Genomic DNA, 15618 nt, shown 5'->3' with positions numbered 1-15618 from the left:
GTTTACCCCGTCTTTCGAAGTACCCATCATGGCCACCAAGCAAGCGAAACGCCGCATGACCTCGATCACCCTCCCCGGCCTCGTCGATCCCCACGACCTCGCGGAGGACCGCCAGTTCTCCATGAACCTGGCGCGTGGCCTCAACGTGCTGCGTGCCTTCACGGTGGCGGATCCGGTGCTGGGCAACCGCGAGATCGCCGAACGCACCGGCCTGCCCAAACCCACGGTCTCGCGGCTCACCTACACGCTCACGCTGCTGGGCTACCTCACGCGCGATCCCGCGCTGCAGAAGTACCGCCTGGGCAGCGGTGTCTTGTCCCTGAGCCATCCCGTGCTCGCCGGCGCCCAGGTGCGCCAGGTGGCGCGGCCCTTCATGGAGCAGCTGGCGCGCGCGACCGGCTGTTCGGTGAACCTCGGCATGCGCGACCGCGCCGACGTCGTGTACCTGGATGCCGTGCGCGCCGACAAGGCCAACTACCACTGGCCGGACATCGGCAGCACCCGCCCGCTGCTGGCCTCGGCCATGGGCCGCGCGCTCATCCAGAGCCTGCCCAAGCCGGAGCAGACGGCGATCCTGAACTACCTCAAGGTGCACGACCGCGAGATGTACGACAAGCACCGCGCGGCCTGGGAGGCCGACCAGAAGCTGTTCGCCGCCCACGGCTTCTGCCACTCGCGCGGCGACTGGCGCAAGGACGTCCATGCCATCGCCGCGCCCATCCGCCTGCCCGCCCGCGAGCAGCCGGTGGCCATGAACTGCACGCTCATCGGCTACAGCCTGCCCAAGGACAAGCTCTCGCGCGAGGTGGCTCCCCTGCTGCTGGAAGCGGTGCGCCAGATCGAGCTCGCCTACGGCGTTCGCGCCACCAACTGAGAACCCGACCCCATGATCCGAGACCCCGACGCCTTTTCGACGCTGCTCGCCGAAGTCCGTCGCTTCGTGCGCGACGAGTGCATCCCTGCCGAAGCGGACGTCGACCGCGAGGACCGCATCCCCGAGCCGCTGGTGGAGCGCATGCGCGCCCTCGGGTTGTTCGGCCACAGCATCCCCGAAGCCTATGGCGGCGCCGGCCTCACGAGCGAGGAGCTGTCGCTGGTCAACATCGAGGTCTCGCAGTGCGCGACCGCCTTTCGCGCCCGCTTCGGCGGCAACACCGGCATCGCCTCGGAGTCGCTGGTGGTGGACGGCACCGAAGAACAGCGGCGCCAGTACCTGCCGCGGCTGGCCAGCGGGCAACTGACCGGCTGCTTCGCGCTCACCGAACCCGAGGCGGGATCGGACGCGACCGCGCAGAAGACCGTGGCCGTTCGCGATGGCGGCGACTACCTGATCACGGGGCGCAAGTGCTTCATCACCAACGCGCCCCTGGCCAACCTGTTCACCGTGTTCGCGCGCACCGACCCGCACGGCAAGGGCGCCCGCGGCATCACCGCCTTCCTGGTCGAGCGCGGCGCGCCGGGCCTGTCGACGCCCGAGGCCTACCGCAAGATGGGCCAGCACGGCTCGCCCGTGGGTGAGGTGGTGCTGGAGCGGGTGCGCGTGCCGGCCAGCGCCATCGTCGGCGGCCCCGAAATGGAAGGGCAGGGTTTCCGCACCGCCATGCGCGCCCTGAACAAGCAGCGCATCAACCTGGCGGGCCTGTGCATCGGCCCGGCCATCCGCCTGGTCGACGAGATGGTCGCGCGCGCGGCCAGCCGCCGCCAGTTCGGCCAGGCCATCGCCGAGTTCCAGCTGGTGCAGCAAATGATCGCGCAGAGCAACACCGAGGTACACGCCGCGCGCGCCCTGCTGCTGGAGACCGCGCGCAAACGCGACGACGGCCTCGACGTGACCATGGAAGCCTCGATGTGCAAGCTGTTCGCCAGCGAGATGTGCGGGCGCGTCGCCGACCGGGCCGTGCAGGTGTTCGGCGGCCAGGGCTACATCAACGACAACGTGGCGGAGCGCTTCTACCGCGACGTGCGCCTGTTCCGGCTGTACGAAGGCACGAGCCAGATACACCTGACCAATATTGCCAAGCGGACCATGGCCATGGCCGCGACCGATTGACCCCACCACAACCAGGAGACAAACATGACCCTCAGCCGCCGCACCCTGCTGGCCAGCGCCGCCAGCGCACTGGCCTTGGCCACCGCGCCGTCCTTCGCCCAGGACAGCTTCCCCAACAAGCCGGTGCGCATCATCGTGCCCTTCTCGGCGGGCGGCATCGTGGACTCGATCGCGCGCGCCATCGCGGACAAGCTGTCCGCGCGCTACCCGCAGCCCGTGATCGTGGAGAACAAGACCGGCGCGGGCGGCTCCATCGGCACCGACTTCGTGGCCAAGTCGAACCCGGACGGCTACACCCTGCTGCTGGTCAGCCCGGGCTACGCCGTGATCCCCAGCCTGCAGAAGAACGTCACATGGAACCCGGTGCGCGACTTCCGCTCCGTGGCCGGTATCGGGGTGGTGCCCAACGTCATCGTGGTGCACCCGAGCGTGGCGGCGAACACCTTGCCGGAACTGATCGACCTGGCCAAGAAGAGCAGCGCGCCGGTGACCTATGCCACCGCCGGCATCGGCACCTCCAACCACCTGGCCGGCGAGCTGCTCGCGCAGGAAGCCGGCATCAAGCTGACGCATGTGCCGTACAAGGGCCAGCCCGACGCCCTGAACGACCTGCTCGCGGGCCGCGTGAGCATGATGCCGCTGACGGCGGCGCTGGCCATGCAGCACGTGAAGGCAGGCAAGCTGCGCGCCCTGGCGGTGACCACCGCGAAACACGCCAGCGCCGCGCCCGACCTGCCCACCGTGGCCGAGGCCGCCAAGCTGCCCAACTACGACGTCGGCACCTGGTTCGGCCTGGTGGCCCCGGCCAAGGTGCCCGAGCCCGTCATGCGCAAGCTGTCCGCCGACGTGGCGGCCGTGCTGGCCACGCCCGACATGAAGGCCAAGTTCGAGGGCATGGGCATGGAGTTCGCGCCGCAGAGCGGCGCCGACTTCGACGCCCTCGTGAGCAGCGAATTCACCCGCTGGGGCCGCGTCATCAAGCAAGCCGGCATCGAACCCCAGTGATGGCGCTGCGCACCCCGATCTGCGAGCGCCTGGGCGTTCGCCACCCGATCTTCGGCTTCTCGCACTCCGTCGACGTCGTGGTGGCCATCGCCCAGGCCGGGGGTTTCCCGGTGCTCGGCCTGGCGCGCGAGCTGCCGCACGAGATCCCGCACATCCTGCAAGAGGTGCAGCGGCGCATGGGCGACATGCCCTACGGCATCGACCTCATGCTGCCCAGCCGCGTGCCGCAGGCCGCCAGCATCGACGAGCTGCGCGAGGCGCTGCCGGCCGAGCACCGGGACTTCGTGCAGGGGCTGCGCGAACGCTTCGACGTGAAGCCGCCGGTGAAGCCCAGCTTCTTCACCACGCAGGTGCGATCCGAGGCGCTGTTCAACGAACAGATCGAGGCCGTGCTGGCGTCCAACTGCCGCGGCGTGGCCACCGCCATCGGCTTGCGCGCCGATCTCATCGAACGGGCCAAGGCGCGCGGCAAGCTCACCTTCTCGCTGGTGGGTTCGGTGCGCCACGCGCGCAAGGCCATGGAGATGGGCGTCGAGGTGCTGGTGGCTCAGGGCTACGACGCCGGCGGCCACACCGGCCCGGTCGGCACGCTGTCGCTGCTGCCGCAGGTCATCGCCGTGGCCGAGGACCGGCCGGTGCTGGCCGCTGGCGGTATCGGCACCGGCGAGCAGGTGCTGGGCACCATCGCCATGGGCGCGCAGGGCGCCTGGCTGGGCACGCTGTGGATGGCGGCGCGCGAGAACCACACGCCGGCGGCGCTGCTGCAGCGGCTCGTGGACAGCGCGAGCGAGGACACCCTGATCACGCGCGCGCACAGCGGCAAGCCCTGCCGCGTGGTGCGCAGCGAATGGATCGACGCCTGGCAGCAAGCCGGCGCGCCGCGGCCGCTGGACATGCCGCTGCAGCAGGTGCTGACCGGCGACGTGTTCGCCTCCATGCACGAGCACGGCGATCCGCGCCTGATCTACGAGGCCGCCGGCCAAAGCGTGTTCGCCATCCAGGGCGAGACCACGGTGGCCGAGCAGATGGCCGGCCTGGTGGAGGGCATGGAGCGGGCCTGGAGCCGCCTTGAGCGCCTCGCGGCCTGATCTGCGCGCGCTGCTGGCGCCGCGCTCCGTCGCCGTCATCGGCGCCTCCACCGAGCCCAACAAGGTCGGCGGCATGCCGATCCGGCTGCTGCTGCGGCACGGCTATACGGGCGCGATCTACCCGGTGCACCGCACGGCCCCGCAGATCCAGGGCCAACGCGCCTTCGCCTCGCTCGATGCGATCGGCGCGCCGGTGGACCTGGCCCTCGTCGCGGTGCCCGCCGCCGCCTGCGACGACGCCATGGACCAGCTGGTGCGCACGGGCGCGCGCGCGGCGATCGTCTTCAGCTCCGGCTTCGCCGAGGTGTCGGCGGACGGGGCGCGCCTGCAGCAGCGCCTGGGCGAGCGGGCGCGCGAGGCGGGCATCGCCCTGCTGGGCCCCAACTGCCTGGGGGCCATGAATTTCCACGAGCGCCTGTTCGCGACCTTCTCGCCCGTCGTGCTGGCCGACGCGCCCGCCGGCGGCAACGTGGCCCTGGTCAGCCAGAGCGGCGCCTTCGGCGGCTACGCCTACACGCTCGCGCGGCGGGCCGGCGTGGACATCGGCCACTGGATCACCACCGGCAACGAAGCCGGTGTGCAGGTGGCCGACGCGATCGACTGGCTGGTGCGCGAGCCGCGCTGCGGCGCCATCCTGGTGTACCTGGAAGGCGCGCGCGACCTGGGCCGCCTGCGCGAGGCCCTGCTGGCCGCGCGCGCGGCGGGCAAGCCGGTGACGGTGGTCAAGGTGGGCCACACGCCGGCCGGCGCCCGCGCCGCCCGGCTGCACACGGGCAGCGACACCGGCGATGCCGAGGTCTACCGGGACCTGTTCGAGGCCTGCGGCGCGCGCCAGGTCTCGCGCATCGGCGAGCTGTTCGGCGACGCGGCCCGACCCGGCCCGGCGGCCTCCCCCGCAAGCGGCCAGGCCATTGCCCTGTTCAGCGTCTCTGGCGGGGTGGGCATCATGATGGCGGACCGCGCCGAAGAGCTGGGCCTGCGCCTGCCGCCGCTGCCCGACGCCGCGGCGCAGCGGCTGAAGCAGGCCATCCCCTTCGCGTCCACCCTGAACCCGATCGACGTGACGGGGCAGGTCTTCGCGCAGCCGGCCGTGCTGGTGCGGTCGCTGCACGACGCGGCCACCTGCGGCCAGTACCGCGCGCTCGCCGTGTTCCTCGCGGCCGCGGCCCAGGCGCCGGGCGTGTGGCCGCTGCTGCAGGCAGGCATCGCGCGGCTGCGCGCCGAGCCGGCGGCGGCGCGGCTCGTCCTCAGCGGCATCCTCGGCGCCGATCAGCAGGCCTGGCTGCGCGCGCAGGGCTGTGAGGTGTTCGACGAACCCGCCCGGGCCGTGGAAGCGGCGGCGGCCTGAACCGGCGCCGGCGCGCGGGGCCGAATCCGGCCCGCCGCCGGCCCGCCAGCGCCGATCACGGACAATGCAGGGTTGGCCTGTCGACCCCCCTGTCCGCCTTGACCGCTTCGCGCACCGCCCCCTCCCCTTCCGCCCCGCCTGTCGATCAGCACCGCATGACGTCCGGCGAACGCCGCGCGAGCGCGGCGCTGGCCGCCATCTACGCCCTGCGCATGCTGGGCCTGTTCATCGTGCTGCCGGTGTTCGCACTGGAAGCGCGGCGCTACCCCGGCGGCGACGACCCGGCCCTGATCGGCCTGGCCATGGGCATGTACGGCCTCACCCAGGCCTTCCTTCAGGTGCCGCTGGGCATGGCCTCGGACCGCTTCGGCCGCAAGCCGGTGATCCTGCTGGGGCTGGCGGTCTTTGCCGCCGGCAGCGCGCTCGCGGCCTGGGCGCCGTCGGTGCAGTGGCTGCTGGCGGCCCGCGCGCTGCAAGGCGCGGGCGCCATTTCGGCGGCCGTCACCGCCCTGCTGGCCGACCTCACGCGCGACACCGTGCGCACCAAGGCCATGGCCCTGGTGGGCATCAGCATCGCGCTGATGTTCGCGCTGTCCCTGGTGGCCGCGCCGGCGCTGGTGCCGCATGTCGGCCTGTCGGGCCTGTTCCTGATGACGCTGGCGCTGAGCCTGGCGGCCATGGCGGTGGTGGCCTGGGTGGTGCCGCCCGAGCCGGCCCGGCAGGCGCACGCGCCGCGCGCCAGCCTGCGCGAGGTCCTGGGCCAACGCGACCTGCTGCGCGTGAATGCCGGGGTGTTCGCGCTGCACGCGGCGCAGATCATGACCTGGCTGTCCGTGCCGGCCCTGCTGGTGCAGGCCGGGCTGGACCCGGCGCGGCATTGGCAGGCCTATCTGCCGGCGCTGGTGGTCTCGCTGCTGATCGTGGGCGGCTTCCTGTTCCGACTGGAGCGGCGCGGCCATTTCCGCGCCGTCTACCTCGGCACCATCGCCTTGCTCGGGCTGGTGCAGCTGGGGTTTCTCGCGCAATTCCACCAGCCCAGCCTGCCGCTGCTGGGGGTGCTGCTGTGCCTGTACTTCGTGGGCTTCAACACCCAGGAGGCCAGCCAACCCAGCCTGGCCTCCCGGCTGGCCGCGCCCCATCAGCGAGGCACCGCGCTGGGGGTCTTCAACACGCTGATGTCGCTCGGCATCTTTGTCGGCGGCTCGCTGGGGGGCCTGGTGTCGCGCGCCTGGGGCGCGCCGGGCGTTTTTGGCGCCAGCGCCGCGGTCCTCGCCCTCTGGCTGCTGATCGCCTGGGGGATGCGCCCCAGCGCGGCCGCGCGCTGATCAGCGCGGCGGCTCGGGCAAGGGGCCGGGCTCGCTGGGGGGCTCCCCGTCGGGCGGGGCACCGCCTGGCCGCTGCGCGTCGGGGTTCGGCTGCGTGGCCGGCTCGCTGGACAGATCCGAGTCCGGCACCGCGGCGGGCGCCGCGCGCGGGCGCAGCTTGCGCACCATCATCCCGGCCAGCGCGGAGTACAGCGGCCGGCTGATCAGGCGCGCGACCAGACTGGCGAGCATGGCCGACGCCATCAGGCTCAGCACCATGGAGCGGCCGTTGATCATCTCCATCACGATGATGAAGGACGTGAGCGGGGCCTGCGTGGTGGCGGCCAGAAAGCCCGCCATGCCCAGCGCGATCAGGCTGGGTGCCAGCAGGCGGGCGTTGTCGCCGCCCAGCAGCATGGCGATGTCGTGGCCGATGCCGCCGCCGATCGACAGGGAGGGCGCGAAGATGCCGCCGGGCACGCCGCTCCACGAGGTCAGCCAGGTGGCGACCAGCTTGAGCAGCACGTACAAGGGTGAGGTCTCGGCCTCGCCGGCGAGCATGAGTCGAACCTGTTCCGCGCCCGCGCCGAACGTGGCGCCGCCGGTGACGAGGCCGATCACCGCCACCCCCATGCCGGCCACCGCGGCGAATCGCACCGGATAGCGCCGTCGGTAGGCGCTGACGCGGTCGGGCAGGCCTTGCAGCGACGCTGCCAGCAAGCGGCTGAACAGGCCGCCGAGCACGCCGCACACCAGCGCCACCAGCAGGCCCGGCCAGAAGGCCTGCCAGCTCAGGCGCGGCACCTCGATCGAGCCGAAGTAGGTGAGGTTGCCGAACACCGAGATCGCCACCAGACCCGCCACCACGATGGCGGCGATGATGAGCCCGTTGTTGCGCGACTCCATCTTCTTCGACAGCTCTTCGATCGCGAAGACGACGCCGGCCAGCGGCGCGTTGAATGCCGCGGCCATGCCGGCGGCGCCGCCAGCCACCAGCAAGGCGTGCTCTCCCATCGCCGACCCGGGACGCAGCCACCGGCGCGCATCGTGCATGACCCCGGCGGCCACCTGCACCGAAGGCCCTTCCCGCCCCGCCGACAGGCCCGCCAGCAGCCCCGCGACACCCAGCACGATCTTGGCGAAGGTCAGCCTCAGCGACACCAGGCCCGCGCGCATGCCGGGCGTGATGCCGGGGTCCAGGGCCGCCATGACCTGCGGGATGCCCGACCCGCCCGCGCCCGGCGCGAAGCGGCGCGTGCACCACACGATCAGGGCCGTGAGGCAGGGCGTCCACACCAGCACGGCCCACGGCGCGCGCCCGTGCAGGTGCTTGAACAGCTCGAAGGCCGCCTCGCTGAGCCAGGTGAAGGCCACCACGAACAGCCCGGCGACCACGGCATAGGCGAGCACCACGCTGCGGTCGACCCAGGCCCTCAGATCGGAAAATTCATCCTGCAGGTTCTGGAAGAAGTCGGGCTCGCGCTGTCTCATGAAGACCGATTATTCCCTTCGCGGCAAATCACACCGGCGTGCCCGGGTGCATGCGGCACAATCCTCCGGCCGGCCGCGTGCCACACGCGGCCCCAACCGACACGCAAGGAATTCCCATGGCATCCGTCAACAAAGTCATCCTCGTGGGCAACTGCGGCCGCGACGCCGAGATCCGCTACCTGCCCTCCGGCCAGGCCGTGGCCAACGTGAGCATCGCCACCTCCAGCCGCCGCAAGGACCGCAACACCGGCGAGACCGTGGAAGAGACGCAGTGGCACCGCGTGACCTTCTACGACCGCCTCGCCGAAATCGCGGGCGAGTACGTCAAGAAGGGCCGCCCGCTGTACGTCGAAGGGCGCCTGAAGTACGGCAAGTACACCGACCAGGGCGGCGTCGAGCGCAACACCGTGGACATCATCGCGACCGAGATGCAATTGCTCGGCGGCCGTGAAGGCATGGGCGGTGGCGACGACGGCGGCGCCCCGCCGCGCGCCGCCGCCGCGCCCCGAGCGGCGGCGCCCACCAGCCGCCCGGCCCCGTCGCCGCGCCCCGCCCCCGCACCGGCGCGCCAGCCCACGGGCTTCGACGACATGGACGACGACATCCCTTTCTGAATTCGCGCAAACCGCGTAATCTGACCCACCGCAACGGTGGGTTTTTTTTGGCCGCACGGCCCCGACGGCTCGAAAAAATTGATTCTTATGAAGTAAAAATATCTGAAATCTGTTGACCAATTGATTATTCTCGGCGGGGTTTTAACCGTTCATCTCAAGAGGTTCTCATGGTCCGGGTTGTTGTTGCTGAAGACCACGCACTCGTTCGCCAAGGCATCGGCATGCTGCTGCAGTCCGCTGGCGACTTTGATCTGGTGGCCGAAACGGCCAAGGGCAGCGATGTCGAGCTGCTGGTGCAGTTCCACAAGCCCGACCTGCTGCTGCTCGACCTGGCCTTGTCGGACAGCTCGGGCGTCGAGGTGGCGCGACGCGTGCGGCGCGTGGCCCCCAACCTGCGCATCCTGGTCGTCACGGGCAACGTCTACCCGGGATCGGTGGCCAATGCCTTCGGAGCCGGGGTCAACGGCTTCGTGCTGAAGCACGAACAGGGCGCCGAACTGCTCGACGCGATCCGCGCCGTCATGGAGGGTCGGCGCTACATCAGCCCGCAGGTGGCCAAGGGCCTGGACAGCTCCGCCAACAAGCGGCCCAACGCCCAGGGCCTGCCGCAAACCCTCACGCAGCGCGAGCAGCAGATCGTGCGCATGATCGCGCGCGGCGGCACCAACCAGGAAATCGCCGACGCGCTGCACATCAGCGTGCTCACGGCGCGCAAGCACCGGCAGAACGTGATGCTCAAGCTGGGCCTGCACAACGGCGCGGAGATCGCGGCCTACGCGATGCAGTCGGGGCTCATGGAAGCCCCCGACGTCGGCTCCAACCTCTGAGCATCCGCGCCCGCGTTGCATCCGCGCCCGCGTTTTCAGAGGGACAACCGGGTCGCCGGGACCCGTGTGAACGAGCGAAAAATCAAAATAGTGCTCGCGCATTATTGAGACCGACGCCCCGCGTCCGGATACTGAAGTCCATGTTGAACGCGCGTGCAGCCACCCCCCGACAAACGCACGAACGCTCACTCACCAACGAGGTGGAACCATGAGACAAGCACTGGCCAACGGCGTGATGCAGCGACTCGGCATCCGGAGCACGACCCGAATGAACGACGAACCGATGGACTCGGACATTGACTCGGAAATCATGCCCACCACCATCGCCGCCGACTACGAGACCCTCATCAACGAGTGCTTCCAGGTCCTGGGGCTGACAGCCGAGGTCGTGCGCGTCAGCGTACGGCCCGTGGGCTTCAGCCCCGCAGGCGTGGAGATCTACGCCGCCTTCATCAAGGTGCTGCGCTGGGAGCCGAACGTGATCCAGATGCTGAACCGCCTGCCGTACTTCGAGAAGAAGGTCGACAAGCGCATCCGGCTCAGCAACCTGACGCGCTACAGCGGTTTCGCGGGCCTGTGGTTCCGCACGCCCGCGACGGTTGAAGGGTTTGCCACCGCGGTGCATTGAATCGGCCGGCGGCCCATGCACCGAGCCGTTCATGCCTTCGGGCGTGAACGGCTTTTTTTATGCCCCTCCCCACTTTTTCCTCAGCGCTCGAGCGGCAGCTGCCACATCAGGCCGCCCGTCAGCGCGCACAAGGCGCCACGCGCGGCGGCCCGCCGCGCCTCGGCCGCGAGCCAGGCGTCCATGCTCGCCATTTCGGCCAGGCAGGCGCCGGCCACGCCCGACAGGCTGCCTCGACCCATGCGCCAACCGGACTCGGCCTGGCCCCGCGCCACGCGCGCGGCGCGGGCCCGTGCCTCGGCCTCTTGGCAGCGCCGGTGCGCGGCCATGTACCGACACGAGGCCACGTCGACCTCGTCGGAAGGGCCGCCCCCCGCCTCGCGCACCTGGGCCTGCATGAGCACCTGTCCAGCGAGCGGGGTCAATGCGGGCGCCTGTGCCACGGCGTGCGACAGCTGAGTGGGCAACAGATGGGTCACGCTGGTGAAGTGGTGGCCCGCGTCGCGCCACTCGCCCAAGGCCTGGGCCGCCCGGGCCCACACCGCCTCGAGGTGCGGTTGGAGGGCCTCGCGCTCATCCGGTCGCAGGCGGCGCGCCCGCTCGCGTCCATCGGCCAATTGCATGAGTTGCTCGATGCGTTGCTGACCGTCGAGCGCGAGGGTCAGGCGCTGTCGCGCCGCGATCAAGCGGGCGCAGGCATCGACCGCCGCGATCGTGCGCTGGCGTGCGTCGGCCGCATCGGCGGCCAGGCGGGCCACGTGGTTCAGGACGGCGCCGACCGGCAGCGCGCCTGGCGAGACGGCCACCCGCGGTGGCGTGCCGGACGGTGGGGAAAAACGCGGGGTGGAACCGGCTGCGTGCACGCTCATCCTCCTTGCAGATCAGACCCCTTGAGTCTTGGCGCGCGAGCGACCCGATTCAATAATGCGCGGGAACTATATTGACCGGCTTCAGCACCTTGCCGCCTGTTGCCACCCCCATGCCACCCGACAGCGCCGCCGCCAGCTGGGCGTTGGTGCCCGGCATCGGCGCGCTGCTGTCGGCGGTGGGCGAGGTGCTGGCGGCGTCGCCCGACTGGCAATCGTGCATGCAAGAAGCGCCTTGGGGCGGTGACTGGCGCAACGGCCTCGATCACGACAGCCGGCTGCACCTGCTGCAGGCCCTGTCACGCGCGCGCGACTTCACCCTCACCCTGCGCTTGTGGCGCCCCGCACAGGGCGTCGCCCACTACCGCTGCGCGGGATGGTGGGACCCGGTGCAGCGCGCGCACGGCTGCTACCTGGTCGAGGTCACGGACCAGGAAGTGGAGCGGCAGGCGCACGACGCGCTCACCGGCTGGATCCGCCGGCTGTTCGAGCAGCTGCCCATGCAGCTGGCGTACTTCAGCGCCCCGCCCAAGGTGCGCTGCCTGTTCGCCAACAACCGGTTCGCGCGCGCGATGGGCCACGACGACACCTCGATCCTGGGCCGCACCGTGGCCGATCTGCTCACGCCCGACGAACGCCTTCGGCTGCGCAGGGCGGGCAGGTCGTACGCCCGCAGTGGCCAGGACCTGACCTTCCTGCACCGGCGCCGCCGCGCGGACGATGAAGAGGTCCTCGAGGTCTCCCTCTGCGCCGACCGCTGGCCCGATGGCCGGCTGCGCGGCACCTTCGTGCTGATGACCGACGTGACCGAACGCCACCGCGCCGAGAGGGCCCTGCGCGCCTCGCGCGAACGCTTGTCGCGCTTTCTCGAGGTCAGCGCGGAGGGAGTGCTGTTCCACCGCGACGGCACCATCACCGACGCCAACCCGGCCGCCTGCCAGCTCTCGGGCCACCCTCACGCCGAACTCGTCGGGCGCACGGTGGTGTCGATGACCCCAAGGCGCCACCGAGACCGCTCGCGCGTGGCCATCGGCAGCGGGGCGGACGCCTACTTCGAGTCGGAGATCCACCACGCAAACGGCGAGACGATCCCGGTCGAGCTGATCGGCCGCACCATGGAAATCAAGGGCGAGCGGCTGCGCATGACGGTCATCCGCGACATCCGCGACCGGCGCCAGGCGCAGGCGCGCATCCACACCCTCATCGAGGACCTGCGCTCGCAGAAGGACCGCGCCGAGGCCGCCGACCGCGCCAAGTCCGTCTTCCTGGCCGCCGCCAGCCACGACCTGCGCCAGCCCATCCACGCCCTGGGCCTGTTCCTCACCGCCCTGCGCGCCATGGCCCAGTCCACCTGCGTGCCCAGCACCGAGCTCGCCCAGATCTGCCGGCGCATGCAGTCCTCCCTGGACGGCCTGGGCCAGCTGCTCAACATGCTGCTCGACGTCTCCCGCCTCGACGCCAACGCCGTGCAGGTCGAGCTCGCCGCCCTGCCCCTGGCCCAGCTCTTCGCCGAACTCGACCAGGAGTTCGCCGACCTCGCCCACGAGAAGGGCCTGCGCCTGCACGTCGCCAGCTCCTCGGCCTGGGTGCGCACCGACGCCACCGTGTTGCGCCGCATCCTCTCCAACCTCATGGCCAACGCCATCCGCTACTCCCCGCGCGGGCGCATCCTGCTGGGCGCCCGATCGCGCGGCGATCGCCTGGAGATTCAGGTCTGGGACCAGGGCATCGGCATCGCCCCCGAGCAACTGGAGGCCATCTTCGAGGAGTTCTACCAAATCGACGCCGCCCACTCGCGGCGCAGCCAGTCCCATGGCCTCGGGCTGGGCCTGTCCATCGTCAAGCGATCGGCCCGCCTGATCGACGCGCCGCTGCGCGTGTGCTCCACCCCCGGGCGCGGCTCGCTCTTTTGCATCAGCGTGCCACGCGCACCCGCGCACACGAACACACCCTCGCTCACACCCACGCACTCACCCACGCACGCGCATACGCACACACACCCCCACGCCCACGCGCCCTCCCCCACCGAACCCGCCCAGCGCAGCGAGCGGTCCACCGCCGCGCCAGCCCCGGGCGCGCGCCGCGTGCTCGTCATCGACGACGAGGAACAGGTCCTCATGGGCATGCAGCAGCTGCTGCAGGTCTGGGGCCACCAGGTCTGGTGCGCCAGCTCCGCCGACGAGGCCGTCGTGCTGGCCATCGCTCACGCCCACGAGATCGACCTGCTGCTCTCCGACTACCGCCTCGGCGGCAACATGACCGCCGTGCAGGCCATCGCCGCCGTGCACGCCTGCCTGCCCGCTCCCGTGCCCACCTACATCCTCACCGGCGACACCTCCCCACAGCGCATACAGGAAGCCTCCGAACTCGGCTTCCCACTCCTGCACAAACCCGTCGAGCCCGACGCCCTGCTCGCCGCGCTGGAGGCCTGAACCTCAGACGAGCAGCGCCGCCACCCGCTCGCGCAGCCCGTCGGGCGTGAGGCCCGGCGCGGCCAGTGGCGCGCCCACGTTCAGGCCCACCCGGTTGAACAGGCCACGGCGCAAGGGCCTCACCATGGCCACGCGTTCGCCCCGGCGCTCTTCGATGCGGCTGAAGAAGGACCCCCACAGGTTGGTCAGGCCCATGGGGATCACGGGCACCTCCAGGCCATCCGCGCGGGCGCGCTCCAGGATCTTGATCACGCCGCCCCGGAAAGCCTGCAGCTGGCCGTCGCGCGTGATGCCGCCTTCGGGGAAGATGGCCACCAGTTCGCCCTCGCGCAGCGCCTGGGCGGCGCGCTCGAACGCGGCGTCGTAGGCGCCAGGGTCTTCGCTCTGCGGCGCGACGGGGATCGCCTTGGCCAGGCGGAACAGCCCGCCCAGCAGCGGCTGGCGGAAGATGCGGTGGTCCATGAGGAAGCGGATCGGGCGCGGGCTCGCGGCCATGATCAGCACCGCGTCGACGAAGCTCACGTGGTTGCACACCAGCACCGCCGGGCCGTCGGTGGGGATGCTCTCGTCGCCGCTCACCCGGAAGCGGTAGACCAGGCGCGAGGCCACCCAGGCCACGAAACGCAGCAGGTACTCGGGCACCAGCATGAAGATGTAGAACGCCACCGCCGCGTTCGCCAGACCCACCACCAGGAACATCTGCGGGATGGTGAACCCCATCTGCAGCAGCGCGCCGGCCACCAGCGCGCTGGCGATCATGAACAGCGCGTTGAGGATGTTGTTGGCGGCGATGATGCGCGCGCGGTGCGTGGGCCGGCAGCGCATCTGGATCAGCGCGTACATGGGCACGCTGTACAGGCCGGCGAACAGGCTCAGCAGCGCCAGGTCGATCAGCACGCGCGCGTGCGCCGGCTGCGACAGGAAGGCCCCCAGCGCCATCACCTCGACCGACGGCAGGCCGCGCGTGGCGAAGTACAGGTCGATGGCGAACACGCTCATGCCGATGGCACCCAGTGGCACCAGGCCGATCTCCACGTGCCGGCGCGACAGCGCCTCGCACAGCAGCGAGCCGACGCCAATGCCGACCGAGAACACCACCAGCAGCAGCGAGGCCACCTGCTCGTTGCCGTGCAGCACGTCGCGCGCGAAGGCGGGGAACAGGCTGAGGAAGACGGCGCCGAAGAACCACATCCAGCTGATGCCCAGCACCGAGCGGAACACCACCGTGTTGCCCTGGGCCAGCTTGAGGTTGCGCCAGGTCTCGCTCACCGGGTTCCAGTTGATGACCAGCGCCGGGTCGGTGGCCGGCGTGGGCGGCACGTGGTGCGAGGCGAAGCGCCCCAGCAGCGCCAGGCCCACACAGGCGAAGCCCACATGGTGCGCGCCGATCTCGGGCACGGCGATGATCAGGCCGCCCGCCACGTTGCCCAGCAGGATGGCGACGAAGGTGCCCATCTCCACCATGCCGTTGCCACCGGTGAGCTCGCGCTCGCTCAGGTGCTGCGGCAGGTAGGCGAACTTCACGGGCCCGAACAGGGTGGAATGCAGGCCCATGAGGAAGGTGCAGGCCAGCAGCACGGCGATGTGCTGGCCGAAGAAGCCCCAGGCGGCCAGCGCCATGATGCCGATCTCCAGCCGCTTGACGAAGACCATGAGCGAGCGCTTGTCCAGCTTGTCGGCGAGCTGGCCGCTGGTGGCCGAGAACAGCAGGAAGGGCAGGATGAAGAGCGCGCCGATCACCAGGCCCGCCAGGCTGGCGGGCAGCCAGCCGATCTGCAGCTGGTAGGTGACCAGCACCGTGAAGGCGAACTTGAAGAGGTTGTCGTTCGCGGCGCCGAGGAACTGCGTCCAGAAGAAGGGCGCGAAGCGGCGCTGCTTGAGCAGGGCGAACTGGTTGTGGCCCGGGGCCCCGGGCGCGGCGCCGGTGTCCGGGGACAGCGTGGCGGTGGTCATGGCGTCTGCTCCTCT

The 15618-nt window shown here is 70.8% G+C and carries 13 protein-coding genes; 10 read left to right on the top strand and 3 right to left on the bottom strand.

Going from position 1 to position 15618, the window contains the following annotated elements; translation table 11 throughout:
• Positions 1-28 precede the first annotated feature (28 nt).
• The 6 genes from DY262_RS14015 (at position 29) to DY262_RS13990 (ending at position 6816) form a co-directional block, all read left to right on the top strand.
• Entirely contained in the window at positions 29-874 is an 846-nt protein-coding gene (locus DY262_RS14015) for an IclR family transcriptional regulator (RefSeq protein WP_416186973.1), read from the top strand.
• Between the two features lie 12 nt (positions 875-886).
• Positions 887-2050, top strand: coding sequence for an acyl-CoA dehydrogenase family protein (locus DY262_RS14010; protein ID WP_116959671.1), 1164 nt, complete (start codon positions 887-889; stop codon positions 2048-2050).
• A 24-nt stretch (positions 2051-2074) separates the two neighbouring features.
• Positions 2075-3055, top strand: a complete 981-nt coding sequence (locus tag DY262_RS14005; RefSeq protein ID WP_116959670.1) for a tripartite tricarboxylate transporter substrate binding protein — start codon at positions 2075-2077, stop codon at positions 3053-3055.
• The gene (locus tag DY262_RS14000) at positions 3055-4143 is read left to right on the top strand and encodes an NAD(P)H-dependent flavin oxidoreductase (RefSeq protein ID WP_245980994.1); all 1089 of its coding nucleotides are present in this window, start codon (positions 3055-3057) and stop codon (positions 4141-4143) included. Before DY262_RS14005 ends, DY262_RS14000 begins: the two co-directional genes overlap by 1 nt.
• A complete protein-coding gene (locus tag DY262_RS13995) occupies positions 4124-5491 on the top strand; it encodes a CoA-binding protein (RefSeq protein ID WP_116959668.1) in 1368 nt (455 codons plus the stop codon). Before DY262_RS14000 ends, DY262_RS13995 begins: the two co-directional genes overlap by 20 nt.
• A gap of 155 nt (positions 5492-5646) precedes the next feature.
• Positions 5647-6816 (top strand): MFS transporter, encoded by a 1170-nt coding sequence (locus tag DY262_RS13990; RefSeq protein WP_116959667.1) that lies wholly within the window; start codon positions 5647-5649, stop codon positions 6814-6816.
• Here the strand turns inward: DY262_RS13990 and DY262_RS13985 are convergent, their stop codons facing one another.
• On the bottom strand, positions 6817-8286 hold the full coding sequence (locus tag DY262_RS13985) for a chloride channel protein (RefSeq protein ID WP_116959666.1): 1470 nt from the start codon (positions 8284-8286) through the stop codon (positions 6817-6819).
• 116 nt (positions 8287-8402) lie between these two features.
• On the opposite strand from DY262_RS13985, the gene ssb reads away from it, so the two are divergent.
• The 3 genes from ssb (at position 8403) to DY262_RS13970 (ending at position 10355) form a co-directional block, all read left to right on the top strand.
• Complete coding sequence (gene ssb / locus DY262_RS13980) at positions 8403-8900, top strand: single-stranded DNA-binding protein (RefSeq protein ID WP_116959665.1); 498 nt, start codon at positions 8403-8405, stop codon at positions 8898-8900.
• 167 nt (positions 8901-9067) lie between these two features.
• A complete protein-coding gene (locus DY262_RS13975) occupies positions 9068-9727 on the top strand; it encodes a response regulator (protein WP_070399446.1) in 660 nt (219 codons plus the stop codon).
• A gap of 208 nt (positions 9728-9935) precedes the next feature.
• Complete coding sequence (locus DY262_RS13970) at positions 9936-10355, top strand: hypothetical protein (protein WP_147326239.1); 420 nt, start codon at positions 9936-9938, stop codon at positions 10353-10355.
• Between the two features lie 80 nt (positions 10356-10435).
• On the opposite strand, the gene DY262_RS13965 is transcribed toward DY262_RS13970, so the two are convergent.
• Complete coding sequence (locus DY262_RS13965) at positions 10436-11215, bottom strand: hypothetical protein (RefSeq protein ID WP_147326238.1); 780 nt, start codon at positions 11213-11215, stop codon at positions 10436-10438.
• Positions 11216-11331: 116 nt separating this feature from the next.
• Between DY262_RS13965 and DY262_RS13960 the strand changes: the two genes are divergently transcribed.
• On the top strand, positions 11332-13650 hold the full coding sequence (locus DY262_RS13960; RefSeq protein ID WP_116959662.1) for a PAS domain-containing hybrid sensor histidine kinase/response regulator: 2319 nt from the start codon (positions 11332-11334) through the stop codon (positions 13648-13650).
• Between the two features lie 3 nt (positions 13651-13653).
• Here DY262_RS13960 and DY262_RS13955 read toward each other — a convergent pair whose 3' ends face one another.
• Positions 13654-15603, bottom strand: a complete 1950-nt coding sequence (locus tag DY262_RS13955) for an MFS transporter (RefSeq protein WP_116959661.1) — start codon at positions 15601-15603, stop codon at positions 13654-13656.
• Positions 15604-15618: the final 15 nt, after the last annotated feature.

The sequence above is a fragment of the Hydrogenophaga borbori genome, from assembly GCF_003417535.1.
GTDB lineage: Bacteria > Pseudomonadota > Gammaproteobacteria > Burkholderiales > Burkholderiaceae_C > Hydrogenophaga > Hydrogenophaga borbori.
This window is presented reverse-complemented; position numbering and strand designations above follow the sequence as displayed.